15 protein-coding genes are annotated in these 16,812 nt (G+C 69.4%); 5 read left to right on the top strand and 10 right to left on the bottom strand.

The features are described 5' to 3' along the window. Positions 1–2 precede the first annotated feature (2 nt). A complete protein-coding gene (locus tag KIH74_RS20355; protein ID WP_214157591.1) occupies positions 3–902 on the bottom strand; it encodes a phosphotransferase in 900 nt (299 codons plus the stop codon). A gap of 47 nt (positions 903–949) precedes the next feature. Continuing rightward, on the bottom strand, positions 950–3,610 hold the full coding sequence (locus tag KIH74_RS20350; RefSeq protein ID WP_372492103.1) for a replicative DNA helicase: 2,661 nt from the start codon (positions 3,608–3,610) through the stop codon (positions 950–952). Between the two features lie 442 nt (positions 3,611–4,052). Between KIH74_RS20350 and KIH74_RS20345 the strand changes: the two genes are divergently transcribed. Then, positions 4,053–5,429 carry an MATE family efflux transporter gene (locus KIH74_RS20345; RefSeq protein WP_308113927.1) on the top strand — a complete coding sequence of 459 codons (1,377 nt, stop codon included), beginning with the start codon at positions 4,053–4,055 and terminating at the stop codon, positions 5,427–5,429. Between the two features lie 11 nt (positions 5,430–5,440). Here KIH74_RS20345 and KIH74_RS20340 read toward each other — a convergent pair whose 3' ends face one another. From KIH74_RS20340 to KIH74_RS20310, 7 genes are all read right to left on the bottom strand, one after another. Beyond that, positions 5,441–5,644 (bottom strand): hypothetical protein, encoded by a 204-nt coding sequence (locus tag KIH74_RS20340; protein WP_214157589.1) that lies wholly within the window; start codon positions 5,642–5,644, stop codon positions 5,441–5,443. Between the two features lie 126 nt (positions 5,645–5,770). Beyond that, positions 5,771–6,220, bottom strand: a complete 450-nt coding sequence (gene rplI, locus KIH74_RS20335) for a 50S ribosomal protein L9 (protein WP_214157588.1) — start codon at positions 6,218–6,220, stop codon at positions 5,771–5,773. Between the two features lie 17 nt (positions 6,221–6,237). Then, on the bottom strand, positions 6,238–6,474 hold the full coding sequence (rpsR, locus tag KIH74_RS20330; protein WP_052528300.1) for a 30S ribosomal protein S18: 237 nt from the start codon (positions 6,472–6,474) through the stop codon (positions 6,238–6,240). A 53-nt stretch (positions 6,475–6,527) separates the two neighbouring features. Next, a complete protein-coding gene (locus tag KIH74_RS20325; RefSeq protein ID WP_214157587.1) occupies positions 6,528–7,094 on the bottom strand; it encodes a single-stranded DNA-binding protein in 567 nt (188 codons plus the stop codon). Positions 7,095–7,167: 73 nt separating this feature from the next. Beyond that, entirely contained in the window at positions 7,168–7,458 is a 291-nt protein-coding gene (rpsF, locus tag KIH74_RS20320) for a 30S ribosomal protein S6 (protein ID WP_214157586.1), read from the bottom strand. A gap of 76 nt (positions 7,459–7,534) precedes the next feature. Further along, positions 7,535–9,235, bottom strand: coding sequence for a glycosyltransferase family protein (locus KIH74_RS20315; RefSeq protein ID WP_214157585.1), 1,701 nt, complete (start codon positions 9,233–9,235; stop codon positions 7,535–7,537). Next, complete coding sequence (locus tag KIH74_RS20310; protein ID WP_214157584.1) at positions 9,232–12,279, bottom strand: transglycosylase domain-containing protein; 3,048 nt, start codon at positions 12,277–12,279, stop codon at positions 9,232–9,234. The genes KIH74_RS20315 and KIH74_RS20310 overlap by 4 nt, the downstream gene beginning before the upstream one ends. 353 nt (positions 12,280–12,632) lie before the next feature. On the opposite strand from KIH74_RS20310, the gene KIH74_RS20305 reads away from it, so the two are divergent. Next, entirely contained in the window at positions 12,633–13,235 is a 603-nt protein-coding gene (locus KIH74_RS20305; protein ID WP_214157583.1) for a PadR family transcriptional regulator, read from the top strand. Between the two features lie 63 nt (positions 13,236–13,298). Further along, positions 13,299–14,372 carry an inositol-3-phosphate synthase gene (locus KIH74_RS20300; RefSeq protein WP_214157582.1) on the top strand — a complete coding sequence of 358 codons (1,074 nt, stop codon included), beginning with the start codon at positions 13,299–13,301 and terminating at the stop codon, positions 14,370–14,372. Between the two features lie 56 nt (positions 14,373–14,428). Here the strand turns inward: KIH74_RS20300 and KIH74_RS20295 are convergent, their stop codons facing one another. Then, positions 14,429–14,746: a hypothetical protein gene (locus KIH74_RS20295; RefSeq protein ID WP_214157581.1), complete on the bottom strand. Its 318-nt coding sequence runs from the start codon at positions 14,744–14,746 to the stop codon at positions 14,429–14,431. Between the two features lie 14 nt (positions 14,747–14,760). On the opposite strand from KIH74_RS20295, the gene KIH74_RS20290 reads away from it, so the two are divergent. Both KIH74_RS20290 and KIH74_RS20285 read left to right on the top strand, forming a co-directional pair. Further along, positions 14,761–15,354 (top strand): endonuclease V, encoded by a 594-nt coding sequence (locus KIH74_RS20290; RefSeq protein WP_246572737.1) that lies wholly within the window; start codon positions 14,761–14,763, stop codon positions 15,352–15,354. Positions 15,355–15,431: 77 nt separating this feature from the next. After that, complete coding sequence (locus KIH74_RS20285; protein WP_214157579.1) at positions 15,432–16,811, top strand: MFS transporter; 1,380 nt, start codon at positions 15,432–15,434, stop codon at positions 16,809–16,811. Position 16,812: the final 1 nt, after the last annotated feature.

Here is a 16,812-nt window from a genome sequence, read left to right as displayed (position 1 = left end):
CTCTACAGGCGTTGTTCGGCCAGGTCCAGGTATCTCTCGACGTCTCCGGCGGTGTGGTGCCGGATCGCCCAGTCCACCAGGCGCAGGCTCATGTGCGCCCAGAATCCGGCCAGCACGTCGGAGGGCAGGCCGTCGAGGATCTCGTCCAGGCGCCGGCTCACCGTTTCCTGGTGGACGGCGAACCGCAGGGTGACCAGGTCCAGCCCCCGGTGCCCGCGCCCGGCGCCGTCCCAGTCCACCAGACCGGTGACGGTGCCGTCGCGGGCCAGCAGGTTGCCGGGGTGAAAATCCAGATGGACGACGTCGTGGCCGGGCTCGCTCGCCGGAGTGACGGCTACGATGCGCCGTTCCAGGGCGGCGGTGCGAGCGTTGTACTGCCGTAGGGGCTCGTGCAGGCAGTAGCCCGGCCCGTCGTCGGTCAGGTACAGCTGCACCTGGGGAACGTCGGGCCGGTCGCGCAGCAGCCCGGCCTGCCGCTCGTTGATCCTCAGAGCCTGGTCCAGGATGTTCTCATCGAGGGTTTTCGCGTCGAGAGCGGCGCCGGGCAGCAGTTCCTGCACCATCACCACGGCATGCCCGACCTGGGCGACGAGCTGGGTGGCCGGCGCCGGGATCCCCGCTGCGCGAGACACCTCCTGCGCCGCCAGCGGCCCGCGGCGCAGGTCTTCCATGCGGCTGTGCGGGCGCCATTTCAGCACCGAACGACGGCCCGGGGAAACCGCCGTCCCGTCCTGTGTGACGTCCGGGCCCCTCATCCATCGGACGAAGGCCGCCCCCACCTGCCCACCGGAGCACGGCCCCTCCACCACGAGCCGCACCCCGGTCTGCGCGTACAACTCCTCGACCAGACCCGCCGCGTCGAGACGCTGCGCCCGTTCCCACCGCTGAGCACCGGAACTCACCGGTCCCGACCTCCCGTCAGCAGAATGCCGCTCCTGGGCGGGATCCCCTACTGGGCCATGTCGACGAAGCGCGAGTAGTGCCCCTGGAACGCCACGGTGATCGTGTCGGTGGGGCCGTTACGGTGCTTGGCCACGATGAAGTCGGCCTCACCCGCGCGCGGTGACTCCTTCTCGTACGCGTCTTCCCGGTGCAGCAGGATGACCATGTCGGCGTCCTGCTCGATGCTGTTGTGCACGGCGATGCCGTTGGCGATGAAGTTGTGACTGCCGACAACCGTTGCGTCGTAGACCTCTTCGACTCCGTCCGGCTCGATTGCCACCACGGTGTCCCAGAGCACGTCGTTCAGGGCGTGCATCTCCAGGTCGGCGTCACCCAGCAGCTCGGCCACCCGGCCCAGCCGCTCCCGGCTGGGCGCGTGCTTCCACATCGTGCTGCCGCAGAACTGCGTGCCCATCGCGGCCGCGAACTCCCGGTGCGACATCTTCTGCTCCGCCAGCACATTCCGCACCCGGCCCCAGATCTCCCTGGGCACGGTGTCGACATTGGTGTTGGCCTCGATGTCTCTCACGACCTCCAGCAGCCGGGTCACCGACTCCCCCCGGGCCCCGTGCACACCGATCTCGTTGAGGAAACGACGCTGGTCGTCGACACCGGAGACGTCGAGCGTGTACCCGGGCCGGTACCCGGCCTTGATGACGGTGCGCACCCGGGCAGAGATGCCGAACCGCAGCAGCAGCCGGGACACGTCGTCGATCAGCCGGCGACTGGTGGAGGAGTAGTACACCCGCCCGCCGCGTCCGGACCGGTTCACCGTGACCGAGCCGTCGGTGGCCCACAGATGCCGCAGGAACAGTGAGATCTGCCGCTTGGGCAGGGAGAAGACCGGCTCCGGCACGAACTTCTCGTGGCTGCGCAGGCCGAAGAGCTCCAGGCCGTCGAGCCAGGCCGCGATCGGATTCCGGCGTCCGTGGGTCAGCCGGTACGGCGCCGGGAGCCGCAGCGTGGTCACCCGGGCCGCGGCGTGCTCGTCCCGCACGGCGGTGATACCGAAGTGCCGCGCGGCCTCGGTCACGGCCGTCAGGTTGGCCTCGTCGACGCTGGCGTAGCGGATCGGCTGCCGCTTCACGAACGACCCGTCGCCGATCAGGTGGGCGAGCACGACCACCTCGTCGTCGTGCCAGGTGGTGATCAGCTCGGGGGCCATCACGTGCCGGGGTGCGGCCACCCGCGCCCCCGGGGTCAGGTCACCGATCGGCGTCCAGCCCTCGTAGGTGAGGAACGGATGGTTGGCCGTGGCCCGCACCTCCTTGCCCGAGGCCAGCCGCACCTTGAACACCTGCTTGGTGCCGGTGGAGAAGACGTGGGTGAGATGGCGGCGCACGTACCGCAGGCTGTCGTCGAGCGCCCACACCGGGACGTCTCTCGCACCGTTCGCGAACAGCTCACCCATCGTGGTCTCGGCGCCGGTGTCTGCACGCAGCACCCGGGTGTCGGCGGTGAGGCAGCCCGACTCACGAAGGTCGGACATCGCCGGCTTCTTGTCCGTCCGCTGTTCCGGACCACGGTTCAGCTGGCTGAGCGCGATCACCGGCAGCTGGAGTTCCTTGGCCAGAAGCTTGATGGCCCGGGAGAATTCGGAGACCTCCTGCTGACGGCTCTCCACCCGCTTGCCGCTCGTCATCAGCTGGAGGTAGTCGATCACCACGAGCTTCAGGTCGTGCCGCTGCTTGAGCCGCCGGCACTTGGCCCGGATCTCCATCAGCGACATGTTCGGGCTGTCGTCGATGAACAGCGGGGCGTCGCTGACGTCGCCCATCGTCTTGGCCAGGCGGGTCCAGTCCTCTTCCCGCATCGTGCCCTTGCGCATGTTCTGGAGCGGGATGCGGGCCTCGGCCGAGAGCAGGCGCATGGTGATCTCGTTGCGCCCCATCTCCAGGCTGAACATCACCGAGGTCATCCGGTGATGAATCGCGGCAGATCGTAAAATATCCAGTCCGAAAGTACTTTTACCCATAGCCGGACGTGCGGCGATGATGATCATCTGCCCCGGGTGCAGGCCGTTGGTGAGGCCGTCCAGGTCGGCGAAGCCGGTGGGCACGCCGGTCATCCCGTCGCCCCGGTGGCTGGAGGCCTCGATCTCGTCGATCGTCCCCTCGATCACCTCGGACAGGGCCGCGTAGTCCTCGCTGGTGCGCTGCTCGGCGACCTTGTAGATCTCGGCCTGGGCCGAGTTCACGATCTCCTCCACGTCACCGCCTCCGCGCCCGTCGGCCCCGTTGTAGCCGAGCTGGACGATGCGGGTGCCGGCGTCGACCAGGCGGCGCAGCACAGCGCGCTCCCGCACGATGCGGGCGTAGTAGCCGGCGTTCGCGGCGGTGGGCACCGAGGAGATCAGGGTGTGGATGTAGGCCGGGCCACCCACCTTGGACAGCTCGCCACGCTTGGTCAGCTCGGCGGCGACGGTGACGGCGTCGGCCGGCTCACCCCGGCCGTAGAGGTCGAGGATCGCGTCGTAGACCAGCTCGTGGGCCGGGCGGTAGAAGTCCACACCCTGGAGCTCTTCGACCACGTCGGCGATGGCGTCCTTCGACAGCATCATGCCGCCGAGCACGCTCTGCTCCGCCGCCACGTCCTGCGGCGGCGTGCGTCCTAGATCCGGCCCATTGCCCGAGTCGGACGGAGACATGGACAGGTCTGCGATGGACATCGAATCCTCTTCCCAGCTGGCGCCCCGCTACCGACTCGGCAGGTGAGCAGGCCTACGCAAAATACGGGGTTCCCGCGCACCGCTCAACGGCCTCGCTCCACGGGCTGTGGATAACTCGCCCCCACCTGTGGACAACCGGTGGACAACTCCGGGGTGTTGTGCACAGGTTGTGGAAAACAGTGGGGAGAACCGGTGACGAACTCGCCCGGCAACCCGCCCTGACCGGCGCGGCAACCATCCACCCCCTGTGGACGCCGAACGGCTGGTCTCGATTTGGTGCATGGTCACCGCAAGGTCGCACAACGGCCCCCTTCAGCCACACGCCTTCCGGCTCCGGTCGACCGTCCGGCGACGATCGAGCCAGGATCCGGGCATTCCGGTCCGGTTCCACAGCGTCGTGCAGACTGTGAGGTGGCAGTCGGGTCGTACGGACCCGCCGAATGTGTACAGAAACAGCGAGGTGGTCCGGCTGAGCAGGAAACCCGGCCGGAGCAACGGCACGGACCGGCAGATCCTGGCGCTGGCCCTGCCGGCTCTGGGAGCGCTCGTCGCCGAACCACTGTTCCTGCTCGCCGACTCGGCCATCGTCGGGCGTCTGGGCACCACCGAGCTGGCCGGCCTGGGCATCGCGGCGGGTATCCTGACCACCGCCGTCTACATCTTCGTGTTCCTCGCCTACGGCACCACCAGCAGCGTCGCCCGGCTGATGGGCGCCGGTGAGCGCACCCGGGCGATCGCGATCGGGATGGACGCCGCGTGGCTGGCTCTGGGGATCGGGCTGGCGGTGGCGGTGCTGGGCTACCTGGTCGCCCCGTACGCCGTCGACCTGGTCGGGGCGGCGGGGGCCGAGCCGGGGGTGCGCGACGCCGCCATCGTCTACCTGCGGTGGGCCCTGCCGGGCGTGCCGGCCATGCTGATCGTGCTCGCGCTCGTCGGGGTCCTGCGCGGCTTGCAGAACACCCGGGTGACCCTGTGGATAGCGGTGAGCGGGGCGGTGCTCAACGCCGTCCTCAATCTGCTTCTCGTGCACGGGGTGGGCTGGGGCATCGCGGGATCGGCGATCGGCACGACGATCACCCAGTGCGGCATGGCGGTGGCCGCCATCGGCTACGTGGTGGGTGACGCACGGCGCGCCGGGGTCTCGCTCAAGCCGCACCTGGCCGGGGTGCGCCTGGCCGGGCGTACCGGCGTCCCGCTGTTGATCCGGACCGGGGCGATGCGCATGCTGCTGCTCCTGACCACCGGGGTGGCAGCCGGTTTCGGTGCGCCGGCGCTGGCCGCGCACCAGGTGGCGCTGAACGTGTGGAACCTGCTGGCGCTGGGTCTGGACGCGCTGGCCATCGCCGGGCAGGCCCTGACCGGCACCGCGCTGGGTGCGGGTGACGTGCAGGGCGTGCGCGAGGCGACGGCCCGGATGGTGCGCTGGGGCATCGGCGCGGGCGTGCTGTTCGCCGGGGTGCTGCTGCTGTGCGCCGGGCTGCTCGGGCCGCTGTTCAGCGACGATCCGCAGGTGCGCACGGCACTGACCGGCGCCCTGGTGGTGGCGGCCCTGACCCAGCCGGTCGCCGGCTACGTGTTCGTGCTCGACGGGGTGCTGATCGGGGCCGGTGACGGCCGGTTCCTGGCCTACGCGGCGGTGGCCCAGACCGCTCTGTACGCCCCGGCCGCCATCGCCATCGGCCTGTGGGGACCTGACGGCAAGGCCGGGCTGGTGTGGCTGTGGGTGGCCTTCGCCGGCGGCTGGATGGTGGTGCGGGCCGTGGTGCTGCGGCGGCGTGAGCGCGGTGACCAGTGGCTGGTCACCGGCGCCTACCGCTGACCGTTCGCCGGCTATTCGCTGTCTTGCACCATGATTCGCTTCTTCACGCCGTCGGCCTGGGTGTAGGTCTCCAGGTGGTAGCCGACCGGGACGGTGGGGTCGGCGTGGTCACGGACGGGCGGCGGGCCCACAGGCTTCACGTCGGCCGGGCCGAACACCTTGAACAGGTTCAGGTACACGCGGCGTCCGAATGACGGCCGTGCTGCGTTACTCATAGGAAACATTGTCGCTGAACAGTGCCGCGGATCCATAGCCAATCCCGGCGACCCGGCTCGCGGACCCACGAAAAAGACCCCGGCCCCTGCCTGAGCAGGAACCGGGGTCTTCGTGCCGAGCCGGGATCAGCTCTCGGCGACAACCTTCAGCGTCACCTTCGCCTGGACGTCGGCGTGCAGCCGGACGTAGGCGGTGTGGTCGCCGGTGGTCTTGATCGGCTGGGGCAGCTCGACCTTGCGACGGTCGACCTTGGGGCCCTCGGCCGCCACGATCGCGTCGGCGATGTCGGCCGGCGTGACCGCACCGAACAGACGGCCGGAGCCGCCCGCGCGGACGGCCAGACGCACCGGCTTCGCCTCGAGCTTCTGCTTGACCGAGTTCGCCTCGTCGAGCGTGGCGATCTCGCGGGCCTTGCGCGCCTTGCGGATCGCGGTGACCTGCTTCTCGCCACCCTTGGACCAGGTGGTGGCCAGGCCGCGCGGGACCAGGTAGTTACGGCCGTAGCCGTCCTTGACCTCGACCACGTCGCCCGGGGTGCCCAGGCCGGAGACCTCATGCGTGAGGATGAGCTTCATCTTCGCGTCTCCTCTACTCAGCGGGCCGAGCTGGAGTACGGCAGAAGAGCCATCTCCCGCGCGTTCTTGACGGCCTTGGCGATCTCACGCTGCTGCTGCACCGTGACACCGGTGACCCGGCGGGCCCGGATCTTGCCACGGTCGGAGATGAACTTCCGCAGCAGAGCGGTGTCCTTGTAGTCGACCACCGTGATCTTGGCGGCCTTCAGGGGGTTCTGCTTCTTCTTCGGCTTGCGCACGGGTGGCTTGGCCATCGTGGTTACTCCTTACTGCACGAGTGGGGTCACCGATCGGGATCGGTGCGAGATCAGAAGGGGGGCTCTTCCTGGCTGCCGCCGAACCCGGAACCGCCGGACGACGAGGGGCCCGTGGCCCACGGGTCGTCAGCCGGACCGGACTGGTTGCCGCCACCGGAGTAGCCGCCACCGCCACCACCGCCGTTGTTGCCACCGCCACCGGAGTAGCCCCCGCCGCCACCGCCGCCGAAGCCACCACCGCCGCCGCCACTGCGCTGGGTCTTGTTGACCTTGGCGGTGGCGTAGCGCAGCGACGGGCCGAGCTCATCGACCTCGAGCTCGACGACCGTGCGCTTCTCGCCCTCACGGGTGTCGTACGTGCGGCTCTTCAGCCGCCCGGTGACGATCACCCGGGAGCCACGGGTCAGCGACTCGGCGACGTTCTCCGCCGCCTCACGCCACACCGAGCAGCGCATGAACAGCGTCTCGCCGTCTTTCCACTCGTTCGACTGGCGGTCGAACGCGCGGGGGGTGGAGGCCACGGTGAAGTTGGCCACCGCCGCCCCGGACGGGGTGAAACGCAGTTCGGGGTCGTTCGTGAGGTTGCCGATCAGCGTGAGCGTCGTGTCGCCGGCCATGCGGTTTCTCTCCGGTCCTGCTGGTTGCTGGTGGGGGTGCCGGTGGCTGGTAGCCGTACGGCGATGAGAGGACTCAGCGAGCGCCGGGGCGGATCAGCTTCGTCCGCAGCACCGACTCGTTGAGGTTCAGCTGACGGTCCAGCTCCTTGGCGTCGGCCGGCGTCGTGGTCATGTCGACCAGCGCGTAGATGCCTTCGGCCTTCTTCTTGATCTCGTACGCAAGCCGGCGACGGCCCCAGATGTCGACCTTCTCGACGGTGCCGCCACCCTTGCGGATGACGTTGAGGAACTTGTCGAGCGAGGGCGCGACGGTCCGCTCCTCCAGCTCGGGGTCGAGAATGACCATCAGTTCGTACTGACGCATGCGAACACCCACCTCCTTCGGTCTAAGCGGTCACGGTCTCTCCGTGACAGGAGGGTTCAGCGTCTCGGATGCCGGTTCAGGCCGGAGTACCCGGTGTTCCGGCATCGCGATCGCCCAGAAGCGTACCTTCGTCAAGGCCCGGTGGCGAAATCTCCCGGATGCTCAGGCTGCCGGTGAAGCCGACCTGATCGGGATAGCCCTCGGCTCCGGCCCCGGTGGCGCGGTACACCAGCACGCCCTGCACCCCCACCCAGGCGATGCCGGCCAGCCGTGCCACCAGCATGAGCAGGTAGAACTGCGAGGGCAGGCCGCGGTTGGCGGTGGTCTCGCCGGCGATGTAGAGCCAGATGCCGACGAAGTAGACGGCTTCGGTGCCGGCCCAGATCAGGTGGTCGCGCCAGCGCAGGCCGCTCAGGGCGATCAGCGGGAGCAGAAGCAGGGACGCCTGTGCGGGCAGCGACTTGGCGGTCACCAGCACGACGGCGAGGGTGGCGAGCGAGGCGGGCGCGACCCGCCGGGTCACCCAGTCGGCCAGAACGGTGGACGACGAGGAGCCCGTGCCGGGATCGACGCCGTCTTCGATCAGGGTGCCGGTGCGGATCGGGGAGAGCGGGGCGACCTTGACCACCGTCAGGCGCAGCAGCGCCGCCCCGGCGACCAGCAGGGCGATCACGACCAGCACCGAGGTGACGGCGCCACCCAGCGAGTCGGCGGCGAACAGCCAGCCGAACAGCACCTGCACGAACCGGCCGCCCCAGGACGAGGCGGGGTCGGGTGCCGAGTCGGCCAGCAGCTTGGGGATCAGCCAGAGCGAGCCGTAGCCGGGGGTGCCCTTGCGCCAGTCCGTCCAGACGTCGCCGAATCCACCGGTGAGGCCGGGCAGCAGCAGAATGCGCAGCACCAGCCAGGTGATCACGGTGACGCCGGCGAAGGTCACCCCGGCCAGGGCCCGTGGGTCACGTCCGGCCTCGTCGGTCTGCGACTGGAGGTAGGTGCCGCTGCGCCAGAGGGCGAGCACGGCCACCACGACGCCGACGACCGCCACCTGTGGGGCGGCTGCCACCCCCAGGCCGAGCAGGAGACCACCGGCGGCCGCGCGGTTGCGTGACAGCGCGAACAGGGCGAGGGCGACCAGGGTGATGGCCAGGACCTGGTACGAGATCAGGCCGGCCGTGATCAGCACGGGGCTGAGGGCCAGGTGTGAGGCGTCCCAGCCGCGCCGGTCCAGGGTGAAGCTGACCGCCGCCACCGCGACCGCCAGGAGCGCGGCCAGCAGCAGGGCGGTGAGGTCGAAGTAGTCGCGGTTGGCGCCCACCTGGTCGCCGTCGATGACGGCGGAGGTCACCCACATCATCAGGCCCGCCAGCGGGGGCTGACCCAGGCCGGTGTCCGGGCTCAGGGCCGTGGTCAGGTCGGGGCGGTCGGCGCCGCCCAGGCCGGAGCTGGCGAAGACCACCGGGATGTCGCTGTAGCAGGCGTGCCAGAACTGGTCGGGCGACGACCAGCCCTCGGCCCGGCAGTGCTGTTTCTGCACGATGCCGAGGCCGAAGACGACGGCGGACAGCAGCACCAGAACGGTTGCCGCACGCCAGAAACCGGTGGCCGAGGCCAGGCGACGCCCGGCCGGGCCACCGATCACGGGACTGGCCGAGCGGACCAGCGGATCGAGACGGGAGAGCGCGTAGGCGCTCTCGCCGTCGTCGGTGTCCGCCGGAATCTGCGACCAGCGGGGCGAGCCCGGCCTGAGGCTGGGCTGCCGGACTCGCCTACCCGTCATCCGAATGGATTGTTGTCGTCGTCATCGTCGTCGTCCTGGCCGGGCCAGGTGGTGGTGGCCTCGTCGGTCGAGGTCACGTCCGGGTCGGCCGTCTCCGTCGTCGTCGGCGTGGACGTCTGCCAGTTGTTGGTGTCGTCCGGCGTCGGCTGCTGCTGGGTCTCGGTCACCGTGGGCGTCGGGGTCTGCGTCTCGGTCACGGTCGGCGTCGGGGTCTGCGTGACCTCCGGCGTCGGCGACGCGTTGGTCACCTGACCGCCCATCGCCGGGTCCGGGAAGTCGACGACGTCCTTGCCCTTGAGCGCGGCCTCCATGTAGCTGGTCCAGATCCGGGTGGGGATGGTTCCACCGGTGATCTCGGAGAAGCCGCCGAAGCCGTCGAGCGAGACCACGCTCGTACCGTCCTTGCCCACCTGGTGCAGGGCGACCGCGGTGACCACCTGCGGGGTGTAGCCGATGAACCAGGCCGACTTGTTGTCGGTGGAGCTACCGGTCTTGCCGGCGATCGGCCGGTTCAGGCTCTTGGCGTAGGAGCCGGAGCCCTCGGTGACCACGTGCTGCAAGGCGTAGGTGGCGTCGGCGATGACGTCCTTGTCGAACACCCGGGTGCCCTTGGTGACGTCTTCGGGAACCGTGTAGACCTCTTCCTTGTCTTCACCGTTCGCGATCGACGTGAGCACGTGCCACTGCCGGTGCACACCCTGGGCGGCGAAGGTGGAGTAGGCATCGGCCATGTCGATCGGGTGCACGTTGGCCGAGCCCAGCACGTTGACCAGGTTGTCTTTCAGGTCGGGCGTGTCTTTCGGGATGCCCGCGTCGATCGCCGCCTGCTGCGACTTCTCCGGCCCGACCTCACTGTTCAGCGCGACGTAGACGGTGTTGACCGACTGCGCGGTGGCCTTCACCAGGTCGATCTGGCCCAGCTTCTCGTTGCCGAAGTTGCTGACCTTGACGCCCTCGATGATCTTGCCACTGTTGCCGTCGTAGTAGGACTTCAGGCTGACGCCGTCTTTCAGCGCCGCCACCAGACCGAAGGCCTTGAACGTGGAGGCGGCCTGGGCTCGGTCCTTGGTGGCCTGGTTCAGCTGCTTGTTGATGTCGGTGCCGCCGTAGATGGCCAGCACGCCACCGGTGCTCGGGTTGATCGAGGCCATGCCGACGCGCAGGTTCTTGGAGGCGTCGCCGGTCCACTCCTTCACGGCCTTCTGACCGGCCGTGACCAGACGCTTGTTGAAGGTGGTGGTGATGTTGTAACCACCGGTGGTGAGCGCCTTCTCGTCGAAGCCGGCCTCCGCCGCCTCCTCCTTCACCATCTCCATCAGGTAGGCGGCCTGGCCGGTGGTGGACTGGGTGGTCTTCTCCTTGATCACCTTGGGGAAGGTCATCTGGGCCCGCTCCGAGGCGTCCAGCCAGCCCTCGCCGACCATGGCGTCGAGCACGACGCCCCAGCGCCGCTCGGCGCGCTCGGCGTGGGTCGGGTCCTCGTCCCTGGGGTCGGCGGCCTCGGGGGCGTTGATGATGCCCGCCAGGAAGGCGCCCTCCGACTTGGTCAGCTTCGAGACGTCCTTGTTGAAGTACGTTTTCGAGGCGGCCTGGATGCCCCAGGCACCGCGGCCCCAGTAGATGGTGTTCAGGTAGCGCTCAAGGATCTTGTCCTTGCCGAGCGTGCGGTTGATCTTGATGGCCAGCACGGCCTCGTTCAGCTTGCGCTTGTACGAGAGCTCTTTCTGGTTGTACACGTTCTTCACGTACTGCTGGCTGATCGTCGAGCCACCCTGCTGGTTGCCGCCGCTGACCGTGGCGAGCACGGCGCGGACGATCGAGGTGGGGTTGACGCCGCTGTTCGAGTAGAACGTGTTGTCCTCGGCGGCCAGCACCGACTTACGCACGTAGTCCGGCACCTGGGCCAGCTCGACGCTCTCCCGGTTCTGCACCTGGAGCTTGCCGAGCACGGTCTTCTGGTCGGAGTAGTAGACGGTGGTGGTCTGCGCCAGGGTGTCGGGGTCTTCGGCCGGCAGCGCGACCGAGTTGTAGAACCAGAACACGACGCCGACGATCAGCAGCGCGAAGAACGAGAAGACGCCGGTGACCAGCTTCCACGAGGGCAGCCAGCGCTTGACCCCGGCCTTTCCCCAGCGCGGGTAGTTGAGGTAGCGCCGGTAGCCCTGCGGCGGCATGCCGTCCTCGCCGTCACGACCGCCGCCACCACCCTGCCGGGCCCGGGACCGCCGGGGCGGGGAGGACTTGCTGTCCAGCTGCTCCCCCTCCCCGTTCATGAACATGTTCAGGGCACCGGTGTTGGCGAGGATCCGGCCGGCCTGGCTGTCGCGCAGGCGGTTCTGCATGCGACGGCCACGGGAGAGCTCATCCGGCGACTGTGCCCCAGGGCCCAGCTCGGCGTACGGCGACGCGCCGTAAACGGCCGTGCTGTCGTCGTGACGATCGGGCGAGAGTGCCGAATACGGCCTCTCCGAGGCCGGGGCGACCGGCCGGGCCGAGGGACGCTCGGGAGCGCGTTCGGCCGACCTGGTGCCCCGGGGGCGCAGCGGCTGCTCGTCGCGCGGACCACGCTCGTAGGGACCGGGAGCCGGCGGACGTGAGGGGGTCTCCGGCGGCGCGACGCTACGGCTCTCGGCATAGCGCTGCTCGGAACGGGACGGGGGCTGCTGCTGGCGCTGCTGCGACCGACGCGACATCGGCTGGGGTGGCTGCTCGGAGCGACCCGGCGCCTGCTGCTGCGAGCGGCGGGACGGCTGCGGGGGCCGTCCCTGCGGTGCGGGCGTGTCGGCCGGCGGGCGCGAGCCCATGGCCGGGTTACCGTTGGCACTGTTGCGGTGCCCGCCGAGCCCCTGCCGGGACTGGCCCTGTTGCGCGTTCAGCCGACGGCCACCGAGGCCGGGCTGCTCACCACCGGTTGACCGCTGTCCGCCGAGACCGTTGCCGGACTGCTGACCGCCGAGGCGACGGCCGCCGAGGCCGTCGCGCCCGTTCGCTTCGCCGTCGGGGGGTCCGGGACGGCGCCGGGATGGACCAGAAGGACGTTCCACGATGGCCGTTGCCCTCCAGTTTCCGTGCGCCCTGAGGCTTTAGTCCGTGTTGACGGATCGGTCCAGTGTGCGGCGACCCCCCTCGTCTTCCCAAATCCGCCGGTGACGAGCCTAGGGCTTTTCGCTGTGAGGTTGTCGCAATAGCGCAGCTTTCACTGTGTGCGACCACTCCACCCCGAATCGTCAATTGTGATCCACCCGGTCTTGTCCCCGGGTTCACGGCGCCGTATCTTCTGATCCGAAGCTCGGATATATCGCTCCGATACATTGCGTCGATGTAACGGGGTATCGGCGTCCCGTGTATCCGGGTCCGCTCGAGACCCGACCTGGAACCAGGAAGAGGAGGTGCCGCCATGGGCCGTCGCAGTGACGTCCTGGAGCTGGCTGTCCTCGGTCTGCTCCAGGAGTCCGGGCTCCACGGATACGAGTTGCGCAAGCGGCTCAACGCCCTGCTCGGTCCGCTCCGGGCCCTGTCCTACGGCACCTTGTACCCGTGTCTGAAATCGCTGCTGGCCTCCGGCTGGATCCGCGAGGCCGACCCGGTCGCCAAGGCGCCCGACTCCACCGCCCCGGCCTCGCCCCTGGCCGGCCGGCGGGCCCGGATCGTCTACGAGCTCACCGCTGAGGGCAAGGAACGCTTCCAGTCCCTCGTCAGCCACCCCGGGCCCGCGGCCTGGGAGGACGAGCGGTTCGACGTCCACTTCGCCTTCTTCGCCAGGACCGACGCCGTCACCCGGCTTCAGATCCTGGAGGGCCGGCGCAGCCGGCTGGAGGAGCGGCGCGAGGGCTACCGGCAGACGATGCAACGCAGCCGGGAACGCGCCGAGCAGTACACGCTCGAACTACAGCGCCACGGGCTGGAATCCGTGGACCGCGAGGTGCGATGGCTCTCCGAGCTGATCGACACCGAGAGGTCGAGCAACATGACCCACCCCCCTGACGACGACGGCCGGTAGCCACCCCAGTCCCCGGCGCCCGGTCGCCGCTCACGATCCCGTTAGAACCAAAAGGAGAAACGCATGGGCTCCATCCGCGTTGCCATCGTCGGTGTAGGTAACTGCGCGTCCTCGCTGGTGCAGGGCGTGCACTTCTACGCCGACGCTGACCCGCAGGGCACGGTCCCCGGTCTGATGCACGTCCAGTTCGGCGACTACCACGTGCGTGACATCGAGTTCGTCGCGGCGTTCGACGTGGACGCCAAGAAGGTCGGTTTCGACCTCGCGGACGCGATCAACTCCAGCGAGAACAACACCATCAAGATCGCCGACGTGCCGCCGACCGGCGTCACCGTGCAGCGCGGTCCGACGCTCGACGGTCTGGGCAAGTACTACCTGGAGACCATCGAGCAGTCCGACGAGGCTCCGGTCGACGTCGTCGAGGTGCTGAAGGAGCGTCAGGTCGACGTCCTGGTCAGCTACCTGCCGGTGGGCTCGGAGGAGGCCGACAAGTTCTACGCGCAGGCCGCGATCGACGCCAAGGTCGCGTTCGTCAACGCCCTGCCCGTCTTCATCGCCTCCGACCCGGAGTGGGCGCAGAAGTTCATCGACGCCGGTGTCCCGATCGTCGGTGACGACATCAAGAGCCAGGTCGGCGCCACGATCACGCACCGCGTGATGGCGAAGCTGTTCGAGGACCGGGGCGTCGTCCTGGACCGCACGTACCAGCTGAACGTCGGCGGCAACATGGACTTCAAGAACATGCTCGAGCGGGACCGCCTCGAGTCCAAGAAGATCTCCAAGACTCAGGCCGTCACCAGCAACATCGAGCACGACCTCGGCGCCCGCAACGTGCACATCGGCCCGAGCGACTACGTGCAGTGGCTGGACGACCGCAAGTGGGCCTACGTGCGCCTCGAGGGTCGCGCGTTCGGCGACGTGCCGCTGAACCTGGAGTACAAGCTCGAGGTCTGGGACTCCCCGAACTCGGCCGGCGTGATCATCGACGCCCTGCGCGCCGCGAAGATCGCCAAGGACCGCGGCCAGGGCGGACCGGTCATCTCGGCCTCGTCCTACCTGATGAAGTCCCCGCCGGTCCAGGTCGAAGACCGTCAGGCCCGCGAGAACGTGGAGAAGTTCATCCGCGGCGAGGAGTGATCCGCACCGCGAACTGAAGAGCCGGGCAGCCGAAAGGCTGCCCGGCTCTTGGTCTCTCAGCTGACGGCGAGAACCCGGCGGCGACGCCGGACAGCGAGCACGGCCCACCACACGCCGATGATCACCACGGCCACCACGGCGTTGAACAGGTACAGCAGCGGCAGGATCGTCTCCAGCCCACCGTCACCGTCCAGCCGGTACAGGTACAGGAACGCGTAGGCCACGACCGCCGCGATCAGCACCATCGCGGCCGGGAAGTACCAGTCCGGCAACCGCTTGAGAGCGAGCCGCAGCACACCGCCGCAGACCGCCAGAACCACGGTCAGCGGCAGACCGCTGACCCCCACCCAGAAAATATCGCTCAGAAGCCCCACCCGTCACACCGTAGTTGGACCAGAATGCCCAGGTCAGGCGAACGGCACGAAGGGGCGACGAGGTGATCGACACATACGCCGCGGTGGATGTCGGATATCCACCCACCGGCGGTGCCCGGGCGGCCCTGGTGCTCGGCGACTCCCCCACCTTCTCGCGGCTCACCGGCGCGCGGGTGTCAATGGTGGACGACGTGGCACCCTACGAGCCCGGTCTGTTCTACCGGCGCGAGCTGCCGCCCGTGCGCGCCGTGCTGTCCGAACTCGACCGGCTGCCGGACCTTCTCGTGGTGGACGGGTTCGTCGACCTCGACCCGTCCGGCACCCCGGGGATGGGCCGCTACGTGCACGACGAGTTCGGCATCACCGTGGTCGGCGTGGCCAAGACCGCGTTCCGCACCGCCACCCACGCCCTGGAGGTGCGCCGCGGCACCTCCACCCGGCCGCTCCTGGTCACCGCCGCCGGGCTGGCGCCGGAGGCCGCGGCGAGCCTGGTGCGACAGCTCGCCGGCCGGCACCGGATCCCGCACGCCCTGCGGGCCGTGGACCGCCTCTCCCGCGGGCTGCCCGTCGAGGCGCTCGTGCCGCCCACCGCACCGGCGAACGGCTGAACCTCCGCCGTCCGCCCCGCGCCCACCGGTCGTCCTCCGACAGGTGACGAGCGCCATACCGGCTTACTGTTGGTCGGGTGTCCGCGAACAGACGGTCCTTCCTCTCCGACCTGCTGGTGGTGCTCCGGGGCGGGAACTTCCGCAAGCTGTTCTGCGTGCGACTGGTCTCCCAGGCCAGTGACGGCGCCTTCCAGGTCGGCCTGGCCAGCCTCGTCTTCTTCTCCGCCGACCGGGCCACCACCCCCACCGCGGTGGCGGTCGCGGCCGTCGTCACGGTGGTGCCCTACACCCTGATCGGACCGTTCACCGGCGTCCTGCTGGACGTCTGGCAACGACGGCAGGTGCTGCTCCTGGCCAACGCCGTCCGCTCGGTGATGGTGCTGACGGTGGCCCTCATGATCTTCACCGTCGGCGTCGGGCCACCGGTCTTCGTCGCCGCCCTGGCCTGCCTGTCGATGAACCGGTTCTTCCTGGCCGGCCTGGGGGCCTCACTGCCGCACGTGGTGCCCCGGCACGAGCTGGTCATGGCCAACGCGGTCTCCCCCACCTGCGGCACCGTGGCCACGATGACCGGCGGCGCCGTCGGCTACGGCCTGCGCACCCTGCTCGGCACCGGCGACGGCACCGACGCCACGGTGGTCGCGATCGCGGCCCTCGGCTACGCCACCGCCTCGCTGCTCGCGCTGCGCATCCCCCGGACCCTGCTCGGGCCGGACGTCAGCGCCCCGCTGAACCTGCGGTCGCTCGGCTCGGTGGCCCGGGACGTGCTGCGCGATCTCCGGGCCGGAGCGGAGCATGTGCGGGGCCGCCGCACCGTGGCCAACGCGCTCGGGGTGATCGGCCTGCACCGCATCGGCTACGGGATCATGACGATCACGGTGATGTTGCTGTGCCGGAACTTCTTCAGCGACCCCGGAAACCCGGACGCCGGCGTCACGCTGCTGGCGCAGGCCGTGGCCGCGCTGGGTGTCGGGGTGGCCGCGGCCGCCTTCCTCACCCCGCTGGTGGCCGGCCGGATCGGAGCCTGGCGCTGGATCGGCGCCTGCCTGGGCATCGCCGCGATGGTGCAGGCCCTCTTCGTGGCGGACGCCGCCCGGTGGCTGCTCTACCTCGGCTCGTTCGTGTTCGGGATGACCGGCCAGAGCATCAAGATCTGCGTCGACTCGATCCTCCAGGGCGACGTCGACGACGCCTTCCGCGGGCGGGTCTTCGGCTTCTACGACGTCGTGTTCAACGTGGCCCTGGTGTCTGCCGCCGGGCTGTCGATCCTGCTGCTGCCCGAGGACGGCTACTCGCAGATGGTGTTCATGGACGTCGCGCTGCTGTTCACCGTGGCCGCCGTGCTCTACACGCTGCGGGAGCACCGGCAGCGCCAGACCTCCGCACCCGTGGCGCAAACGACCAGCGGGGGCCCGGTGAACCGGACCCCCGCTGGTCAGCGGAACGCTACGGACTGAG

The sequence above is a fragment of the Kineosporia corallincola genome (assembly GCF_018499875.1).
GTDB lineage: Bacteria > Actinomycetota > Actinomycetes > Actinomycetales > Kineosporiaceae > Kineosporia > Kineosporia corallincola.
This window is presented reverse-complemented; position numbering and strand designations above follow the sequence as displayed.

What these genes read in the sequence shown, in the direction of transcription:
- KIH74_RS20350 (WP_372492103.1), bottom strand. Translation starts at nt 3,610, where the DNA reads ATGTCCATCGCAGACCTGTCCATGTCTCCGTCCGACTCGGGCAATGGG.
- rpsF (WP_214157586.1), bottom strand. Translation starts at nt 7,458, where the DNA reads ATGCGTCAGTACGAACTGATGGTCATTCTCGACCCCGAGCTGGAGGAG.
- KIH74_RS20315 (WP_214157585.1), bottom strand. Translation starts at nt 9,235, where the DNA reads ATGACGGGTAGGCGAGTCCGGCAGCCCAGCCTCAGGCCGGGCTCGCCC.
- rplI (WP_214157588.1), bottom strand. Translation starts at nt 6,220, where the DNA reads ATGAAGCTCATCCTCACGCATGAGGTCTCCGGCCTGGGCACCCCGGGC.
- KIH74_RS20300 (WP_214157582.1), top strand. Translation starts at nt 13,299, where the DNA reads ATGGGCTCCATCCGCGTTGCCATCGTCGGTGTAGGTAACTGCGCGTCC.
- KIH74_RS20340 (WP_214157589.1), bottom strand. Translation starts at nt 5,644, where the DNA reads ATGAGTAACGCAGCACGGCCGTCATTCGGACGCCGCGTGTACCTGAAC.
- rpsR (WP_052528300.1), bottom strand. Translation starts at nt 6,474, where the DNA reads ATGGCCAAGCCACCCGTGCGCAAGCCGAAGAAGAAGCAGAACCCCCTG.
- KIH74_RS20305 (WP_214157583.1), top strand. Translation starts at nt 12,633, where the DNA reads ATGGGCCGTCGCAGTGACGTCCTGGAGCTGGCTGTCCTCGGTCTGCTC.
- KIH74_RS20325 (WP_214157587.1), bottom strand. Translation starts at nt 7,094, where the DNA reads ATGGCCGGCGACACGACGCTCACGCTGATCGGCAACCTCACGAACGAC.